Consider the following 16,887-nt stretch of genomic DNA (forward strand, 5'->3'; position numbering starts at 1 on the left):
ATATTTGAATAATTTTAATAAATTTCAAAAAATTCATGCTGAAAAAATAGTAAATATTGCAAAAAATAAAATCAATTTAAAAATTCAAAATAAAAAACTAGCCGAATCAATGGAATATTCGTTAATGGCTGGAGGCAAAAGAGTACGACCAATATTATTTTTAGCGACTTTAGCAACTTTTGAAAAAAAAGAATTAGAAAAATACTATGATATTTCTGCAAGTTTGGAGTTAATACATACTTATTCATTAATTCATGATGATTTACCAGAGATGGATAACGATGATTTACGACGTGGTAAACCCACAAATCATAAAGTTTTTGGAGTAGGTCAAGCGGTTCTTGCAGGTGATGCACTATTAACAATGGCATTTCAGTTTGTAAGCGAGAATCTATTTATTACCGATAAACAAAAAGTTGATCTTATTAATATTTTGAGTGAAAAAGCTGGTGCTCAAGGAATGGTTTCAGGTCAATGGATAGACATATCAAATGAAAATCATGAATTAACTTTTGAAGATTTAAAGCAGCTGCATAGTCAAAAAACAGGGGATCTTCTTCTGGCAAGTTTTTTAATGGCGGTAAAATTAACTAATGCTTCAAATGATGATATTCAGAAAATTACTAACTTTGCAAAAAAAGTAGGTCTTGCTTTCCAAGTTAAAGATGATATTTTAGATGTCACTTCAACTACTGAGAAACTTGGTAAGCAGACACAAAAAGATTCTAATGAAGGAAAAAATACATTTCCCGCTCTTTTAGGATTAGAAGAATCAAAAGGGTATCTAAAAAAGCTTTGTGATTCTGCTCATGAAGATTTATTACAGATAAATAAAGATACGAGTCTATTAGATGACTTTTTAAAATATTTTGAATTAGGTGAATAATTTGGCAAAAGAAAGAGTTGATGTGTTACTTGTAAAACAAAATCTTTTTTCTTCTCGTGAGCAGGCAAAACGCTCAATAATGGCTGGAGAAATTTATAATCAGGATAATCTTAGGTTAGATAAGCCTGGAGAAAAAATAGATATAGATAGTCAGTTGCATGTAAAAGGCAAATCTATGAAATATGTTGGTAGAGGTGCATTTAAACTGGAAAAGGCATTAAAATCTTTTAATATAGATGTTAGCGAAAAAATATGTTTAGATATTGGTTCTTCAACTGGCGGTTTTACTGATGTTGCACTTCAAAATGGGGCAAAGAAAGTCTACGCTCTTGATGTTGGAACAAATCAGTTAGCTTGGAAGTTGAGAAGTGATCAAAGAGTTATAGTAATGGAAAAAGTTAATTTTAGATATAGTAAACCAGAAGATTTTACTCAAGGATTACCCGAGTTTGCTATGACTGATGTTTCTTTTATTTCTTTAGAATTAATTTTACCTCCGATGTTTAATATAATTCTTCCTAATTCTAGTGCAGTGTGCCTTATAAAGCCGCAGTTTGAGGCTGGACCTGAAAATGTTGGGAAAAATGGGATTGTTAGAGATAGAGAAGTTCATGAAAATGTAATAAAAAAAGTAATTAATTTTGCTTATAAAACTGGCTTTAATATATTGAATTTAGATTATTCACCAATAAAGGGTGGTGAAGGCAATATTGAATTTTTACTTCATATAAGTAAACCCTCTCTGGAAGAAAAAAATACTATATCTGGTAATATATCTATCGAAAATGTAATTAATAATGCATATTCTGATTTAAATAAATAGAGGTTAGTTATGTTAAAAGAACTTTTAATTAAGGATTTTGCAATTATCAATGAAGTTGATATCGAATTTCAAGATAAAATGACAGCGATGACTGGTGAAACAGGTGCTGGTAAGTCTATCATCATTGATGCACTAGGACTACTTACAGGCGGTCGAGGTTCAATTGAATTTATAAAAACAGGTGCTAAAAAGGCTATAATTCAGGGACTTTTTGATATTTCTGATAATGAAAATACTCAAAAAATATTGAATGAACAAGGTATTGAGTTTCAAGATTCAATGTTAGTTTTAAAAAGAGAATTTTCTACAAATGGTAGGAATGTCTGTCGTGCTAATGGTGAATTAATAAGTTTATCTGTGTTAGCTGAAATTGGTAGAACTCTGGTTAATATTCATGGACAAAATCAGAGTCAAGCATTATTGAATGAAGAAAATCATATTAAAATATTGGATAATTTTGCTTCTGATAAATTAAAAGAAAAAAAACTAGAGTATTTTAATAACTTTAAAGAATATAAAAAATTAGTACAAAAGCTCAAAAACATTCAAAAAAATGCACAAGAATTAGCCCAAAGAAAAGATATGTTAACTTTTCAAATTTCAGAAATAAACGATGCCCAACTACTGCCTGGTGAGGAAGACCAACTAATAGATCAAAGAAATCAGTTGGCTAATTTTGATAAAATTTCATTGGCTTTAAGAAATAGCTATACTCAGTTGTCAGATTCTATAGTCGATAATACGGGCAGTGTTATGGAAGAGCTAAGTGCGGTGTCTGAATATAATGATGAAATTAAACAAATTAATAATTCAGTAACAGATTCATATTACAGTCTTCAAGATGCAATGAGTTCAATTCAATCAATTATTGATAATTTGGATTATAACCCTCAGACATTGGATGAAATTCAAAAACGTTTACAGTTAATTCAAAGTTTGGAAAAAAAATATGGGCCTACGGTAAATGATGTTATTGAATTTGGCAATAATGCACAACAAGAGCTAACAGATATAACAGATGAAAATTCAGCACCGGAAAAAATTGAAGAAGAATTAAAAATACTTACTGAAAAATTAACCGTCCAATCAAAAGAAATTCATAAAATTAGAGTTAAAACAGCAACAGAACTTTCAAAAAAAATAAAATCAGAATTAGTTGATTTGTATATGGAAAAAGCCGAGTTTCAAGTTAAGTTTATAGAAACTAGTGAATTTATTGAAAATGGTAAAGAAGAAGTTAGTTTTGAATTAAAAACTAATCCTGGCGAAGAATTTAAATCATTAGTTAAAGTAGCTTCAGGCGGAGAACTTTCAAGGATTATGTTGGCTCTAGAAGTTATCATGTCTAAAACCCTTAATATTTCTACAATTGTTTTTGATGAGATTGATACTGGCGTGAGTGGACGAGTTGCACAAGCTATTGCAAATAAAATTTTTCTAATTGCACAAAATATTCAAGTTCTATGTATTACCCATTTGCCACAAGTTGCTGCTATGAGTAACATACAGCTATATATAAAAAAAGCAGCAACCAAAGATTCAACTTCGACTGCTGTTTATAAATTAAATGAAGAAAAACGCATAGAGATTATTGCCCAGATGTTATCCGGAATTAAGGTAACTGATTTGACAAGAAATAATGCTCAAGAATTATTAGAATTAGCTCATAATGAGCAAACAAAATTAATCAGCTAATTTTATATATTTTATATCATTGGTTTTTAAAATTCTAAAGACGTTGCCATTTGTATTGAATATAAATGTGTCATCGTCTTTTTTTGATACTAAAATACCATCTAATGAAATATTGTTTTTAAGAATAACATTAATCAAATATTTTGAATGGAAACTTTGATTAAGAAACTCTTTTATTTGATTTAAAGGCATTTGCTTAACTTTGGAATTCTGACCAGAAAAACTTAAATCGAAAGTTGAATAAAGCAAGTTCATTGTTTCATTGGTAATTGTGTCCTTGAAGTGTGATAAGTTAGTTGTTTTTAGTTCCATATTTAAAATCCCCCGAACATTTGTTTGTATAGATAAGTATACGAACTTTTGTTCGTATATGCAACTGTCTTTATTTTTTCTTAATATTTTTTTCTCTTTATTAAACAAAAGCCTTGAAATATAAATGGTTTTAGCCCAAAATATATATATTATATTTTTATAAAGAGTAGGGATAATATGTCTAAAGGAATGTTAATTGTTTTATCTGGTCCATCTGGTGTTGGTAAGGGAACCGTAAGAAAAGCAATGGTAAAAAAATCGCGTATAAAGTTTGATTATTCTATTTCGATGACGACTAGAAAGATGCGTCCTAGAGAAAGAGAAGGCGTTGATTATTATTTTCGTTCAAAAGAAGAATTTGAAAATGAAATAAAAAATGGTGGCATGTTAGAATATGCAAAGTATGTTGACAATTATTATGGAACTCCATTAAAATATGTACAACAAAAATTAGATGCTGGTCGAGATGTATTGTTAGAAATTGAAGTTAATGGTGCAATGCAGGTTCGCGAAAAAATGCCCGATGGAGTATTTATCTTTTTAACTCCGCCAGATTTGGGAAGTTTAAGAGAAAGAATTTCTCATCGTGGAACAGAAGATGATGCTACTATTGATAAAAGAATTGAAAAAGCTAGACAAGAAATAGAATTGATGTCACACTATGACTATGCGGTTGTAAATGATGAAATACCTAAGGCCGTTAGAAAAATTGAAAATATTATTCGTAGTGAACATTTAAGAGTTTCAAGAGTATATGATAGTTATAAGAAAGCAATAGGTGATAAAAAATGATTATAGATCCTTCAATTGATAAGTTATTAGATAATGTAAATTCACGCTATTCTCTAGCTGTACTTGCAGCTAAGCGTGCTCATGAATTGGAAAATGGTGATGTAGAGATGATTAGTAAGTATGAATCACCAAGAATTATTGGACAAGCATTTGAAGAAATTGCTGATGGAAAAATTGAAATAGATCCTGATTCAGTCATGCTTGAAAAAGAAGCTGAAAAAATGGATATTGAACAATTAGAAAATGAAAAAAAATAATATTTCAATCCTTCACTATATCGTGAAGGTTTTTTTGTAGGTGATAAAAATGATTGCAAAAGTTATTGTTGATATTCCAACTATGCAGACGAATAGGAGTTTTGACTATCTAATTCCTGAATCTTTAAACAATATTATTCAAATAGGTGTGAGAGTTGAAGTGCCATTTGGTAGAAGGAAAATTCAGGGATTTGTCGATGAAATTGTAGAAGACACAACATTTGATGGTGATTTAAAGCCGATTAGTAATGTTATTGATATTGAGCCTGTTTTGAATACTGAAATGTTAAAACTTTCAAAATGGATTGCAGACAAGACTTATTCCTTCAGAATATCAAGTCTGCAAACAATGCTACCAAGTGTTATGAGGGCAAAATATCATCAAATTGCAGTTGCATTAGATGAAAGTACAAAAAAAGACAACTTATTTCAAAATGGACAAGTAGAAATAAGCAGCAACCTTTCAAAAGATGAACTGTTAAGAGTAAAGCGATACAAGTCAAATGGACAAGTTGACATTATTTATTCTGTAGAAAATCAAGCAAAGAAAAAGACAATTAGTGTTATTAAAAATAGCAAATCTACTGATGAATTAATTGAGATAAAAAAGGGAATGACTAGAAAAAAGTCTCAATTAAAAGTCATTGATTATTTTATTGAACATATAGATAGCGTCATATCAATTAATGAGTTAACTAAATTATTAAATGTTACAAGAACCGTTGTTACAGCAACTATTAAAAATGGTATTTTTGAACAAAAAGAACTTGAGCAATATAGAACACCTAAAAATTTTTTTAATGAAAAAGTGAATAAGACTTATAGTCTTACTGAGGAACAAAATAAAGCTGTTAATCAGATTACTAATTCTATTGATAATAAAAAAAATGACATATTCCTGATTGAGGGAGTAACTGGTAGTGGTAAAACAGAAGTATATTTAAATTCTATACAAAATGCATTAGAAAAAGGCAAGACAGCTTTGATGCTTGTACCCGAAATATCTTTGACTCCTCAAATGGTAGAGCGAGTTTCACAAAGATTTCAAGATAAAGTTGCTGTTTTACATAGTGGTTTATCAAAGGGTGAAAGATACGATGAATGGAGAAGAATTGAAAGAAATGAAGCACAAGTAGTTGTTGGAGCAAGAAGTGCTGTATTTGCACCACTTGAAAATCTTGGAGTAATAATTATTGATGAAGAACATGAGTCAAGTTACAAGCAGGAAGAAAATCCACGTTATCATGCTAGAGATGTTGCTATATGGCGTGGAGAATATAATAAATGTCCCATTGTTTTAGGTAGTGCGACGCCAAGTTTAGAATCAAGAGCTCGAGCACAAAAGAATGTATACAAACTAATAAAAATGAAACATCGAGTTAATAATAATCAACTACCCCCTGTAGAAATTGTAGATATGAGAGATGCTAAAAATGCATCTGAATCAGGAGATCTTAGTGTAAAACTTATAAGTGCATTGAATGAAACACTTCAAAATGGGAATCAAGCGGTTTTATTATTAAATAAACGTGGATATTCATCATTTTTATTATGTAGAGAGTGTGGCTATGTATTTAAATGTCCAAATTGTGATGTTTCATTAACTGTTCATAAAGATAAAAATATTTTAAAATGCCATTATTGCGGTTTTGAAAGTTCAATACCTAAATATTGTGCTAATTGTAATAGTGAAAGATTACGTTCTCATGGTACTGGTACTCAAAAAGTTCAAGAGCAACTTAATAAATTATTCCCAGAAACTGGTGTATTAAGAATGGATGTAGATACAACATCTAAAAAAGGTTCGCATAGCAAAATATTAAATGAATTTGCAAATAAAAAAGCACAGATTTTGCTTGGAACCCAAATGATTGCAAAAGGGCTAGATTTTCCAGATGTAACATTAGTAGGAGTTATAAATGCAGATACTACATTAGCAATATCAGATTTTCGAGCTAGTGAAAAAACTTTTCAATTATTAACTCAGGTTAGTGGACGTGCTGGAAGAGCTGATAAAAGTGGTCAAGTGATAGTTCAAACTTATAATCCTGAACATTATGCTATTCGATTGGCTGCTAAACATGACTATGAAGAATTTTATAGACATGAAATGTTTATACGACATAGAAGTGATTATTCACCTTTTTATTATTCAACCTTAATTACAATTACTCATCAATATGAAAATCAGTCATTAAAAAAAGCGTATGAAATAAAAAAATATTTTTCTGATAAACTAGATGAAAATGTTATCATATTGGGTCCCACTCCAGCTATTATTTCTCGACTGAAAAACAGATATTACTACCAGATAACTTTGAAATATAAAAATAAATTACAGGTTCATAAAATGTTAACAGCATTATTAAATGAAACTCAAAAAGATATCAGTGAAGGATTTAGAATTTCAATAGATAATGAACCACAATAATATGAGGTGAAAAAATGACAAAAATAATTTTTATGGGAACTCCCCAATTTTCAGCAACAGTGCTAAAAGGACTGATAGATAATGACTATGAAGTAATCGCAGCAGTTACACAGCCAGATAAGCCAATAGGTCGAAAAAAAGTATTAGAAGAAACTCCGGTTAAAAAAGTTGCAAAAGAGTATGGAATTAAAGTATTACAACCCGATAAGCTTTCAGGTAGTGAAGAATTAAATGAATTAATAGCCTTAAAGGCTGATGTTTTAATAACTGCTGCTTATGGACAATTTTTGCCAATGAGCTTAATTAACTCAGTTACAAGTGCGGTAAATGTGCATGGCTCGTTATTACCAAAATATCGAGGAGGAGCACCTATTCAACGTTCAATAATGAATGGCGATAAAAAAACAGGTATCACGATAATGTATATGGTTAAAGCTATGGATGCTGGTGATATGATTGCTAAAGAAGAAGTTGAAATAACAAAAGATGATACTGGGGATTCAATGTTTGAAAAGTTAAGTTTAGTAGGGCGTAATTTATTATTAAAAACCTTACCAAGCATTATTGATGGTACAAATGAAAGAATAATACAAAATCCTGATGAAGTATCTATCTCACCCAATATTTCTAAAGAAGAAGAAAAAGTAGACATAAACGATTCTGCAGTTAATATAACTAATAAAGTTCGTGCACTTAATTCTAATCCAGGAGCTTGGATAACTTTAAATAAGCTCCATACTAAATTATGGAAAACAGAAGTTGTTGAAAATAATAGTAAAAATAAACCTGGAACAGTCATTGAAAAAAGTAAAAATAGTTTAGTAATAAAAGCAGGACAAGATGCTATTAAGATATTAAAATTACAACCTGCAGGGAAGAAGTCGATGGATATAGCATCATATTTAAATGGTTTCGGACGAGACATAGAGGTAGGTCAAATCATTGCTGAATAGTGCTAGATATAACGCTTTAAATATACTTGAAAAAATTTTAATAGATGAATCATATTCAAATATTGAAATTAATAACGTAATAAAAAGAGATAATTTAAGTTCAAAAGATGTAGCTCTTATGACAAATATTGTGTACGGAGTTTTACAACATAAGTTAACAATTGACTTTTATTTACAAGATTACTTAAAAGGTAAAAAAATTGATTCCTGGGTAAATATTTTATTGTTATTATCAATATATCAATTTGAATATCTTGATAAAGTACCTGATAGAGCAGTAATTTATGAATCAGTTGAGATTGCTAAAAAAAGAGGTAATCGTGGTATTGGTGGGTTTGTTAATGGAGTTTTGAGAAATTATCAACGAAACGGTCATAAAAATTTAAATATAATTAAAGATTATAAAAACAGACTAAGTGTTGAATTTAGTATGCCACTTTGGATAATTGAAAAGCTATCAAGTCAATTGGGAATGGATAAAACTGAAAATATAATTAAATCACTGAACCATTCTTCAAGATTATCTTTAAGAGTAAATACTAAAAAAATAAATAGAGATGAATTGATTTCTAAGTTAAGTAAAAAAAATATAGAAGTTCAAAAAAGTGAAATTTCGCCCTTTGGAATAATGACTTCAGATAATCGAGTAATTAATTCAGAAGAATTTTTAAATGGATTGTATACAATTCAAGATGAAAGTTCAATGCTAGTTGCACCCGCATTACAAGTGGAAAAAAACTCAAAAGTTTTAGATGCTTGCGCGGCTCCAGGCGGGAAAACTACACATATTGCCAGCTATTTAGATTCTAATGAAGAAGGATCTGTAACTGCATTAGATATTTATGATCATAAAGTAAAATTGATTGAAGAAAATGCTTATAGACTTGGGATGTCTGATTTAGTATATGCAAAAAAATTAGATGCATTAAATATAGAATCTTTAGATATGAGCTTTGATCGAATTTTAGTTGATGCGCCTTGTTCAGGATTGGGATTATTGAGAAGGAAACCTGAGATGAGATATTTTAGAAAACCAGAAGATATAAATGAACTAACTTTAATTCAAAAAGAAATCTTAAATTCTGTTTCTAAAAAATTAAAAATTAACGGGATTTTAGTATATAGTACATGTACTATTGTTGATGATGAAAATGAAAGAACAGTGCAGCAATTCTTAGAAAATAATGACAATTTTGAACAAATAGATGTTAAAAATGATATAGGTATTTCAAAGAATAAAATGGTAAAATTATATCCAGATGATTATGAAACTGATGGTTTTTTTATCAGTGCTTTTAAGCGCATCAAATAAGGAGTTATTATGAAAACTGCTTTTTTAAGTGACATAGGTCGAAAACGTCAATCAAATCAAGACTATGTAAATGTATTTACTAATATTCGTGGAGCTGTTTTGGGAATTGTAGCTGATGGAATGGGTGGTCATAAAGGTGGGGATGTCGCATCTGACATGGCTGTCTCACATATAGGACATGATTTTGAGCAGACTGATTTAAAAGACCTGTCAGCTTTAAAGGATTGGATAGTCAAAGAACTTCAAAAAGAAAATAATCGCATAATTGATGCTTCAAAACAGTTTAGTGATTTAAACGGAATGGGAACTACAATGGTTGGAGTAATTATTTATGAAGACAAAATGTTAGTTTCTAATGTTGGTGATAGTAGACTATATCTGTTGCGAAACCAAACACTAAAACAATTAAGTTTTGATCATTCGCTAGTAAATGAGCTAGTAGAATCAGGTGAATTAACTAAATCTGAGGCTAGAAATCATCCTCAAAAAAATATTATTACTCAAACACTTGGAGTTAATGAAAATGTTAAACCTGAATCTAATATTTTCAATTTTTTAAGCGATGATATCCTTTTATTGTGCTCAGATGGATTAACCAATATGGTAACTGAAGATGCAATTAAGGAAATTTTGACGAGCAATATTTCTTTAAAAGAAATGTGTAAAAAACTAATTCAAAAAGCTAATAATGCAGGTGGATTAGATAATATTACTGCATTAATTATAAAAAATGATATAAGAAAGGAGGATTAACATATGCAAGTAGGACAATTAGTTGCCGATCGATATAAGATAATTAGTGTTATTGGTGAAGGTGGAATGGCCAATGTGTATTTAGCTGAAGATACATTTTTACATCGAGAAGTTGCCATTAAGGCACTAAGAATGGATTTAAGAAACGATAGTTCAATTTTAGAAAGATTTAAAAGAGAAGCAATTTCAACAAGTGAACTATCTCATCCTAATATTGTAAATGTTTTAGATGTAGGTGTTGATCAAGGTACTCAATTTATGGTAATTGAGTATATTAAAGGTAAAACTTTAAAAACATATATTCGAGATAATTTTCCAATTCCGTATCAACGAGTGATTGATATGATGGAACAGATTCTTTCTGCTGTTAAAATTGCTCATGAGCATAATATTGTTCATCGTGATTTAAAACCTGAAAATATAATGGTAGATCATTATGGTAGAGTTAAAGTTTCAGATTTTGGAATAGCATTAGCACTTAGCGAACAACCAATCACACAAACTAATACAACCTTGGGTTCTGTTTATTACATGTCGCCAGAACAAACAAGAGGAAAAAAAGCAACGACCAAGTCTGATATATATTCGTTAGGAATAATTTTATATGAGATGCTTACAAAAAATGTGCCCTTTACTGGTGATTCTTCAGTTGCGATAGCCCTAAAACATTTTCGAACTCCTATGCCATTTGCAAGAGATGTTGATCCTCGCATACCTCAAGCTTTAGAAAATGTAATATTGAAAGCAACAGCTAAAGATCCAAATCAAAGGTATCAGACTGCTGATGAGATGGCAAAAGACTTAAAAACGACTCTGCTTTCAACTAGAGCCGGTGAACAAAGATTTGTTCCATTGGATGAATCATTAGAAGAAACAAAAGTGATGGAGCCAATAAATAGTAAAGCAAGTGATAAACCCAAAAAGAAAAAATGGTGGACTAAAAAGAAAATAGCTATTGCTAGTATTATTGGAATATTATTAATTATTATTTTAGGTGCTGTTTGGACTGATAGTAATCAAAAAGTAAATGTTCCTGACGTAAGTGATTTAACAAGAACTCAAGCTGAAGATGTCCTTGAAAGTAAGGGCCTTAAAGTTGGAGATATATATAAAGTTTACAGTAACTCTGTTAAAGAAGGACATATAATAAAATCACAACCTGAAATAAACAGTAAAGTTAAAAAAGGTTCTCAGGTTGATTTACAAATTAGTCGTGGACAAAAAAAATATCAGCTTGAAGATTATACAGAAAAAAAATATTCAACGATTTCAAGTGATCTAAGTAAAAAAGGATTTACAATCAAAAAAACGTCTGAATATTCGAGTAGTGTACCTAAAGGATATATAATTTCTCAAAGCGTTCCCGCTGGAGAAAAAGTTGTTCCTAATAATACGACAATTGAATTTGAAGTAAGTAAGGGTGAAAAAGATAAAAAAATTGCAGTTAGAGATTTATCACAATATACCTTAAAGAGTGCACAAGACTATGCAAACGAACAAGGATTTGTCCTTTCATCTTCTGAAGAATATTCAGACACAGTTGCACAAGGATTAGTAATTAGTCAAAATCCAGCAGCTGGAGCATATTTGATTAAGGGAGACAAATTAAGTGTGGTCATTTCTAAAGGGAAAGATCCTGCTAAGCAATTTGATACATTTACTAAAAATATTCAAATCCCATTTGATTCCAGTAAAGATCAAAATGAAATTCAGATATTTATTGGGGATGTTGATCATGACATTGAAGGTGCTCCAGCTCAGACATTTACAATAACTAGTAATAAGAATGTAGAGCTATCCTTTAAAGTTAAGACAGGACAAACAGGTAATTATCTTGTTAAACGTGATGGGCAAGTGATTATGAATGAAGTTGTAAAAAAATAAGAAAGTGATTACCGGTATTTAATTTGGTAGAAGGAAAAATTATAAGTTCAATCAGTGGATTTTATGATATTTTAAAAGAAGGAAAAGTTTATCGAACTAGGGCAAGAGGAAATTTTAGAAATAAGAGTATTAAGCCAGTTGTAGGAGATAATGTTGAGTTTGATGATAATGGTGATCAATTAGGATACTTAACTAAAGTATTGGATAGAAAAAATTTTTTAATTAGACCTCCAGTAGCTAATATCGATCAAGCTATAGTTGTTACTTCTGTAGTAGAGCCTGATTTCTCAGCAATTTTGTTAGATAAAATTTTATTGAATTTAGAAAAAAACTCTATAAATCCAATTATTTATATATCAAAAGAAGATATTGCTGGAGAAAAATTAGAAAAAGTAGTGAATATCATTAAGGATTATGAAAATATTTATCCTGTAATTTATGGTGAAACGATTAAATTAGAACAATTTCATAAAATTTTTAAAAACAAAGTAACGATTTTTACAGGACAAACAGGATCTGGAAAATCTACATTATTAAATAGAATAAATCCTGACTTGAAACTAGAGACAGCAGAAATTTCTTCAACTCTAAACCGTGGTAAGCATACCACTAGGCAAGTTAATCTTTTTAGTTTTAATGAAGGGCTAGTAGCTGATACTCCTGGTTTTTCTTCTATAGATTTAAGAGATATACAACTAGAAGAGCTTCAATATTTATATCCAGATTTTATAAAATATCAAAGTGAATGTAAATTCAGAGGTTGTACTCATATTAATGAACCAAATTGTGCGGTAAAAAATGAGCTGGAAAACAAAAATATATCAATTATTAGATATAATGATTACAAGACAATAAGAAAAGAACTAGAAAATAGAAAGAAAATTTATAAAAGGGAGAAATAATTATGAAAATAGCACCTTCAATTTTAAGTGCAGATCAAATGAATATGGGAAGAGATGTAAAAGCAGTTTCTGAGGCAGGAGCTGATTTAATTCACGTTGACATCATGGATGGACATTTTGTATCAAACATTACTTTTGGAATGGGAATTATTAAAGCGTTAAAAGCAGTAACTGAAACTCCATTAGATGTACATTTAATGATTGATCATCCCGAACCATATTTACCTATTGCTGTTGAAAATGGTGCAGATATGGTCTTAATCCATGCAGAAGCAACTCCACATATTCATGGGGCAATTCAAACAATACATAATTTAGGTGCAAAAGCGGGAGTAGTAATTAATCCTGGAACTCCTGTAGATTCAATTATTCCTGTACTATCAATTGTTGACCAAGTGTTGATTATGACTGTAAATCCTGGATTTGGTGGTCAAAAATTTATTAAAGAAATGACAAAAAAAATAACCCATCTAGATCAATTAAGACAAACTAACTCTGATTATAGTTTTGAAATTGAAGTGGATGGCGGAGTTGATGACAAGACTGTAGGTTTGTGTAAAGATGCTGGTGCAGATATTTTTGTTGCCGGTTCTTATGTGTTCGGTGGTAATTTGGAAGAAAGAATAAAGTCACTTCGAGTGGAGTAAATAATGAAAATAGTAAATATTTTATTAGGTGGTCCAAAAAGCGAATATCCTAAAGAATTACTTACTAATCCCAAAGAAATATCTGGAGAATGGGTTGCTGCAGACCACGGTACTGCTTATTTATTAAAAAATAATATTATCCCTAAATATTCTGTTGGAGATTTTGATTCTAGCAGTAAAGATGAATTAAATTTATTTGAGGAAGCTATAAAGAACATAATAAAAGTTCCAGCTGAAAAAGATTTTACGGATTCTCAATTAGCTTTAAAAACTGTAATTAAAAATTTTGAATTTGATGAAATTCATGTTTATGGAGCTACTGGTGGTAGAATTGATCATTTGTTGGTTAATCTATTTTTAGGTACTGATAAGAACTTTACCAATATAATTGAAAAAGTTAAATTAATAGATACAGGTAACTATATCGAATTTTTTACTCCTGGATACCACACTGTTAAGAAATTAGCGAAAATGAAGTATGTTGGATTTGTAAATATTGGACCAGTTAAAAATTTAAATTTAATTGATAGTAAATATTTACTTAAGAACAATACATCACAAGTTCCTATTAGCTGGGCAAGTAATGAATTCGTGAAAGATACAATTAATTTTAGTTTTGATGAAGGCTCAATTTTAGTAATACAAAGTAAAGATTCAGACAAAAAAAAAGACTAGCTTAGCTAGTCTTTTTTATACGCGTGTAACTTTACCAGATTTAAGTGCACGAGCTGAAACCCATACACGTTTTGGCTTACCATCAACTAAGATGCGAACTTTTTGCAAGTTTGGCTTCCAAGAGCGTTTTGATGAGTTCAAAGCGTGTGAACGCTTGTTACCAAAAGTAGTCTTACGACCAGTGATAAAATCTTTTGCCATGGGACACAACCTCCTTTGGCTACATGTTTTCTTTTATAAATTCACTTAAATAATTTATCACAATAAAAAGATTTTTACAAGTACCTGTAAAGGAAAATCACTTGTTAGTATGTTTTTTATTTTATTTAAAAAATAAAATCCTAATATTAAAGTATTTTGATAAGTTAGAATTGTATGCTAATATATCTATTGAATTATTACTTTTACTACATAGTAAAGGAGACAATTATGTCTGTAACTATTAATACAAAATATGGGAAAATAGATATTTCCAACGATGTTATTTCAACTATTGTTGGTGGTGCGGCAACTGACATTTATGGTGTTGTTGGAATGGCAAGCAGAAATCAAATTCGTGACGGTGTTAATGATATTCTGCGTCGAGAAAATTACGCCAAGGGTGTTGTTATCAAGCAAAATCAAGGTAATGTAATTGTTGAAGTGAACATCGTAGTCGGTTATGGTGTTAAAATATCTGAAGTGGCTAGAAATGTTAAAGATAAAGTTAAATTTAACTTAGAATCAATGCTTGGTATGAAAGCTGAGTCTGTTAATGTTGTTGTACAAAGTGTTAAAGTTATCGAAGAAAAATAATAAATTTGTTCTTATTGGGAGGACATTCTCTTGAGTCTTAATGTTATTACAAAAAATGAATTTTCTGATATGATTCGTGTTGCATCACGTCGATTAGGTGATAATGCTGAATTTGTAAATTCGTTAAATGTTTTTCCTGTTCCAGATGGTGATACAGGTACAAATATGAACCTTACTTTTCAAAGTGGATTTAAGTCAGTTAATGAATCTGATAAGGATACTATTGGAAATCTGGCTCAAGCTTTAGCCAAGGGGCTTTTAATGGGAGCCCGCGGTAACTCTGGTGTAATTACATCGCAAATTTTCCGTGGATTTGCTAAAAGCTTAGAGGGAAAAGATACTATTGATGCTAAAGATTTAGCCACAGCTTTTACTGATGGCGTTAAAACATCTTATAAAGCAGTAATGAAACCTGTTGAAGGTACTATCTTGACAGTTGCTAGAGTTGGTGCTGAATATGGTGAAGAATCTGTAAAAAAAAGTGACGATATAAATGATTTATTAAAAGCAGTTGTTGAGGGATCAAAAAAAGCATTGGCTCAAACCCCAGAATTATTACCAGTTTTAAAAGAAGTTGGTGTTGTGGATTCAGGTGGACAAGGATTAGTATTTATATATGAAGGTTTTTTAGAAGGACTTTCAGGAGAGACTGTTGAGAGCGAATACTATCAACCTGATACTCAAGAGATGGACGAAATGGCTAAAGCTACACATCATCAATCTGTACAGGGACACTTTACCACAGAAGAAATTGTAAATGGTTATTGTACTGAAATGATGGTTGAATTAGGAAAAAATGCCACATCAAATGATAAATTTGAATATGAAAGTTTCAGAAACTATCTAAATGATATTGGCGATTCTTTACTTGTCGTCTCTGATGATGAAGTTGTAAAAGTCCATGTCCATACTCAATTTCCTGAAAGAGTGTTTAGTTATGGACACAGATACGGTGATCTAGCAAAAATAAAAATTGACAATATGAGAATTCAACATGAAACAATTTTAGACGGTGATACTTCAAAAGAAGCATCAGTTGCGACTGAAACTAAACCTGCTACTGAATATGGGGTAGTCGCAATAGCTTCAGGAAATGGCTTGAAAGAACTTTTTGAAAGCCTTGGAGTAACTTATGTTATAAGTGGAGGACAAACAATGAATCCTTCAACGAATGATATAGTGAATGCAATTGAGAAGACAAATGCAAAACAAGTTATTGTTTTGCCAAATAACGGTAATATTTTAATGGCTGCCAATCAAGCAGCCGAGTTAGTAGATATTCCAGTGGCTGTTATACCTACAAAAACTATTGCTCAAGGAATGACCTCTATGATTTCATTTAACCCAGATGCTAGTCTAGATGAAAATAATGAAAATATGAGTGATGCTATCTCAACAGTTACAAGTGGTCAAATAACTCATGCAATAAGAGATACAGAAATTGATGGATTAAAGATTGTTAACGGCCATTTTATGGGGATAGTTGATGGAAAAATTGTCACAGAAGATGCAGATATTGAAAAAACTGCTATCAATATGGTTGATAAAATGGTTAATGATGAAAGTGAAATTGCTACAATTTTAATCGGTGAAGATGGAAATGATGAACAGGCTGAGTCTATTGCTCAAATGATTGAGTCTAAATATCCTGATATTGAAACTGAAATTCATCAAGGTGATCAACCTGTATATCCTTATTTAATTGCAGTAGAATAATTACTAAATAAGACAATCAAAGATATGGTTGTCTTATTTTATTACATTAGAGGT

General features: G+C 30.4%; 17 protein-coding genes. 15 read left to right on the forward strand and 2 right to left on the reverse strand.

The window, feature by feature from the left end:
- The first annotated feature begins 4 nt into the window (after positions 1 to 4).
- Genes ACUV9F_RS02800 through recN form a run of 3 tightly spaced genes read left to right on the forward strand, consistent with a single transcriptional unit; the run spans position 5 to position 3,404 of the window.
- Positions 5 to 886, forward strand: coding sequence for a polyprenyl synthetase family protein (locus ACUV9F_RS02800; protein WP_446184171.1), 882 nt, complete (start codon positions 5 to 7; stop codon positions 884 to 886).
- On the forward strand, positions 879 to 1,709 hold the full coding sequence (locus tag ACUV9F_RS02805) for a TlyA family RNA methyltransferase (RefSeq protein ID WP_446184172.1): 831 nt from the start codon (positions 879 to 881) through the stop codon (positions 1,707 to 1,709). Before ACUV9F_RS02800 ends, ACUV9F_RS02805 begins: the two co-directional genes overlap by 8 nt.
- A 9-nt stretch (positions 1,710 to 1,718) precedes the next feature.
- Positions 1,719 to 3,404, forward strand: a complete 1,686-nt coding sequence (gene recN / locus ACUV9F_RS02810; protein ID WP_446184173.1) for a DNA repair protein RecN — start codon at positions 1,719 to 1,721, stop codon at positions 3,402 to 3,404.
- Here recN and ACUV9F_RS02815 read toward each other — a convergent pair.
- A complete protein-coding gene (locus ACUV9F_RS02815) occupies positions 3,393 to 3,716 on the reverse strand; it encodes a hypothetical protein (protein WP_446184174.1) in 324 nt (107 codons plus the stop codon). The two genes, recN and ACUV9F_RS02815, sit on opposite strands and share 12 nt — an antisense overlap.
- Before the next feature lie 177 nt (positions 3,717 to 3,893).
- On the opposite strand from ACUV9F_RS02815, the gene gmk reads away from it, so the two are divergent.
- Genes gmk through ACUV9F_RS02865 form a run of 10 tightly spaced genes read left to right on the forward strand, consistent with a single transcriptional unit; the run spans position 3,894 to position 14,322 of the window.
- Complete coding sequence (gene gmk, locus ACUV9F_RS02820; protein WP_446184175.1) at positions 3,894 to 4,508, forward strand: guanylate kinase; 615 nt, start codon at positions 3,894 to 3,896, stop codon at positions 4,506 to 4,508.
- Positions 4,505 to 4,765: a DNA-directed RNA polymerase subunit omega gene (rpoZ, locus tag ACUV9F_RS02825; protein ID WP_446184176.1), complete on the forward strand. Its 261-nt coding sequence runs from the start codon at positions 4,505 to 4,507 to the stop codon at positions 4,763 to 4,765. The genes gmk and rpoZ overlap by 4 nt, the downstream gene beginning before the upstream one ends.
- Positions 4,766 to 4,814: 49 nt before the next feature.
- Positions 4,815 to 7,196 (forward strand): primosomal protein N', encoded by a 2,382-nt coding sequence (priA, locus tag ACUV9F_RS02830; RefSeq protein ID WP_446184177.1) that lies wholly within the window; start codon positions 4,815 to 4,817, stop codon positions 7,194 to 7,196.
- A 14-nt stretch (positions 7,197 to 7,210) separates the two neighbouring features.
- Entirely contained in the window at positions 7,211 to 8,149 is a 939-nt protein-coding gene (gene fmt, locus ACUV9F_RS02835; RefSeq protein WP_446184178.1) for a methionyl-tRNA formyltransferase, read from the forward strand.
- Positions 8,139 to 9,461 carry a 16S rRNA (cytosine(967)-C(5))-methyltransferase RsmB gene (rsmB, locus tag ACUV9F_RS02840; protein ID WP_446184179.1) on the forward strand — a complete coding sequence of 441 codons (1,323 nt, stop codon included), beginning with the start codon at positions 8,139 to 8,141 and terminating at the stop codon, positions 9,459 to 9,461. Before fmt ends, rsmB begins: the two co-directional genes overlap by 11 nt.
- Positions 9,462 to 9,470: 9 nt before the next feature.
- The gene (locus ACUV9F_RS02845) at positions 9,471 to 10,214 is read left to right on the forward strand and encodes a Stp1/IreP family PP2C-type Ser/Thr phosphatase (protein ID WP_446184180.1); all 744 of its coding nucleotides are present in this window, start codon (positions 9,471 to 9,473) and stop codon (positions 10,212 to 10,214) included.
- Between the two features lie 3 nt (positions 10,215 to 10,217).
- On the forward strand, positions 10,218 to 12,098 hold the full coding sequence (pknB, locus tag ACUV9F_RS02850; RefSeq protein WP_446184181.1) for a Stk1 family PASTA domain-containing Ser/Thr kinase: 1,881 nt from the start codon (positions 10,218 to 10,220) through the stop codon (positions 12,096 to 12,098).
- Between the two features lie 23 nt (positions 12,099 to 12,121).
- On the forward strand, positions 12,122 to 13,000 hold the full coding sequence (rsgA, locus tag ACUV9F_RS02855) for a ribosome small subunit-dependent GTPase A (RefSeq protein WP_446184182.1): 879 nt from the start codon (positions 12,122 to 12,124) through the stop codon (positions 12,998 to 13,000).
- Positions 13,001 to 13,002: 2 nt separating this feature from the next.
- Positions 13,003 to 13,647 carry a ribulose-phosphate 3-epimerase gene (gene rpe / locus ACUV9F_RS02860; RefSeq protein WP_446184183.1) on the forward strand — a complete coding sequence of 215 codons (645 nt, stop codon included), beginning with the start codon at positions 13,003 to 13,005 and terminating at the stop codon, positions 13,645 to 13,647.
- Between the two features lie 3 nt (positions 13,648 to 13,650).
- Positions 13,651 to 14,322: a thiamine diphosphokinase gene (locus tag ACUV9F_RS02865; RefSeq protein ID WP_446184184.1), complete on the forward strand. Its 672-nt coding sequence runs from the start codon at positions 13,651 to 13,653 to the stop codon at positions 14,320 to 14,322.
- Between the two features lie 15 nt (positions 14,323 to 14,337).
- Here the strand turns inward: ACUV9F_RS02865 and rpmB are convergent, their stop codons facing one another.
- Positions 14,338 to 14,523 carry a 50S ribosomal protein L28 gene (gene rpmB / locus ACUV9F_RS02870; protein ID WP_446184185.1) on the reverse strand — a complete coding sequence of 62 codons (186 nt, stop codon included), beginning with the start codon at positions 14,521 to 14,523 and terminating at the stop codon, positions 14,338 to 14,340.
- Between the two features lie 228 nt (positions 14,524 to 14,751).
- On the opposite strand from rpmB, the gene ACUV9F_RS02875 reads away from it, so the two are divergent.
- Both ACUV9F_RS02875 and ACUV9F_RS02880 read left to right on the forward strand, forming a co-directional pair.
- Positions 14,752 to 15,117 carry an Asp23/Gls24 family envelope stress response protein gene (locus ACUV9F_RS02875; protein ID WP_446184186.1) on the forward strand — a complete coding sequence of 122 codons (366 nt, stop codon included), beginning with the start codon at positions 14,752 to 14,754 and terminating at the stop codon, positions 15,115 to 15,117.
- Between the two features lie 30 nt (positions 15,118 to 15,147).
- Positions 15,148 to 16,833 carry a DAK2 domain-containing protein gene (locus ACUV9F_RS02880; protein WP_446184187.1) on the forward strand — a complete coding sequence of 562 codons (1,686 nt, stop codon included), beginning with the start codon at positions 15,148 to 15,150 and terminating at the stop codon, positions 16,831 to 16,833.
- Positions 16,834 to 16,887 lie beyond the last annotated feature (54 nt).

Source organism: Daquilactobacillus linshuiensis, from assembly GCF_052828685.1.

Excerpts from the sequence above, each read along its gene's own strand:
- priA (WP_446184177.1), top strand. The coding sequence starts at position 4,815 with ATGATTGCAAAAGTTATTGTTGATATTCCAACTATGCAGACGAATAGG.
- ACUV9F_RS02845 (WP_446184180.1), top strand. The coding sequence starts at position 9,471 with ATGAAAACTGCTTTTTTAAGTGACATAGGTCGAAAACGTCAATCAAAT.
- rpe (WP_446184183.1), top strand. The coding sequence starts at position 13,003 with ATGAAAATAGCACCTTCAATTTTAAGTGCAGATCAAATGAATATGGGA.
- ACUV9F_RS02865 (WP_446184184.1), top strand. The coding sequence starts at position 13,651 with ATGAAAATAGTAAATATTTTATTAGGTGGTCCAAAAAGCGAATATCCT.
- pknB (WP_446184181.1), top strand. The coding sequence starts at position 10,218 with ATGCAAGTAGGACAATTAGTTGCCGATCGATATAAGATAATTAGTGTT.
- fmt (WP_446184178.1), top strand. The coding sequence starts at position 7,211 with ATGACAAAAATAATTTTTATGGGAACTCCCCAATTTTCAGCAACAGTG.
- recN (WP_446184173.1), top strand. The coding sequence starts at position 1,719 with ATGTTAAAAGAACTTTTAATTAAGGATTTTGCAATTATCAATGAAGTT.
- ACUV9F_RS02875 (WP_446184186.1), top strand. The coding sequence starts at position 14,752 with ATGTCTGTAACTATTAATACAAAATATGGGAAAATAGATATTTCCAAC.
- rpmB (WP_446184185.1), bottom strand. The coding sequence starts at position 14,523 with ATGGCAAAAGATTTTATCACTGGTCGTAAGACTACTTTTGGTAACAAG.
- ACUV9F_RS02815 (WP_446184174.1), bottom strand. The coding sequence starts at position 3,716 with ATGGAACTAAAAACAACTAACTTATCACACTTCAAGGACACAATTACC.
- rpoZ (WP_446184176.1), top strand. The coding sequence starts at position 4,505 with ATGATTATAGATCCTTCAATTGATAAGTTATTAGATAATGTAAATTCA.
- gmk (WP_446184175.1), top strand. The coding sequence starts at position 3,894 with ATGTCTAAAGGAATGTTAATTGTTTTATCTGGTCCATCTGGTGTTGGT.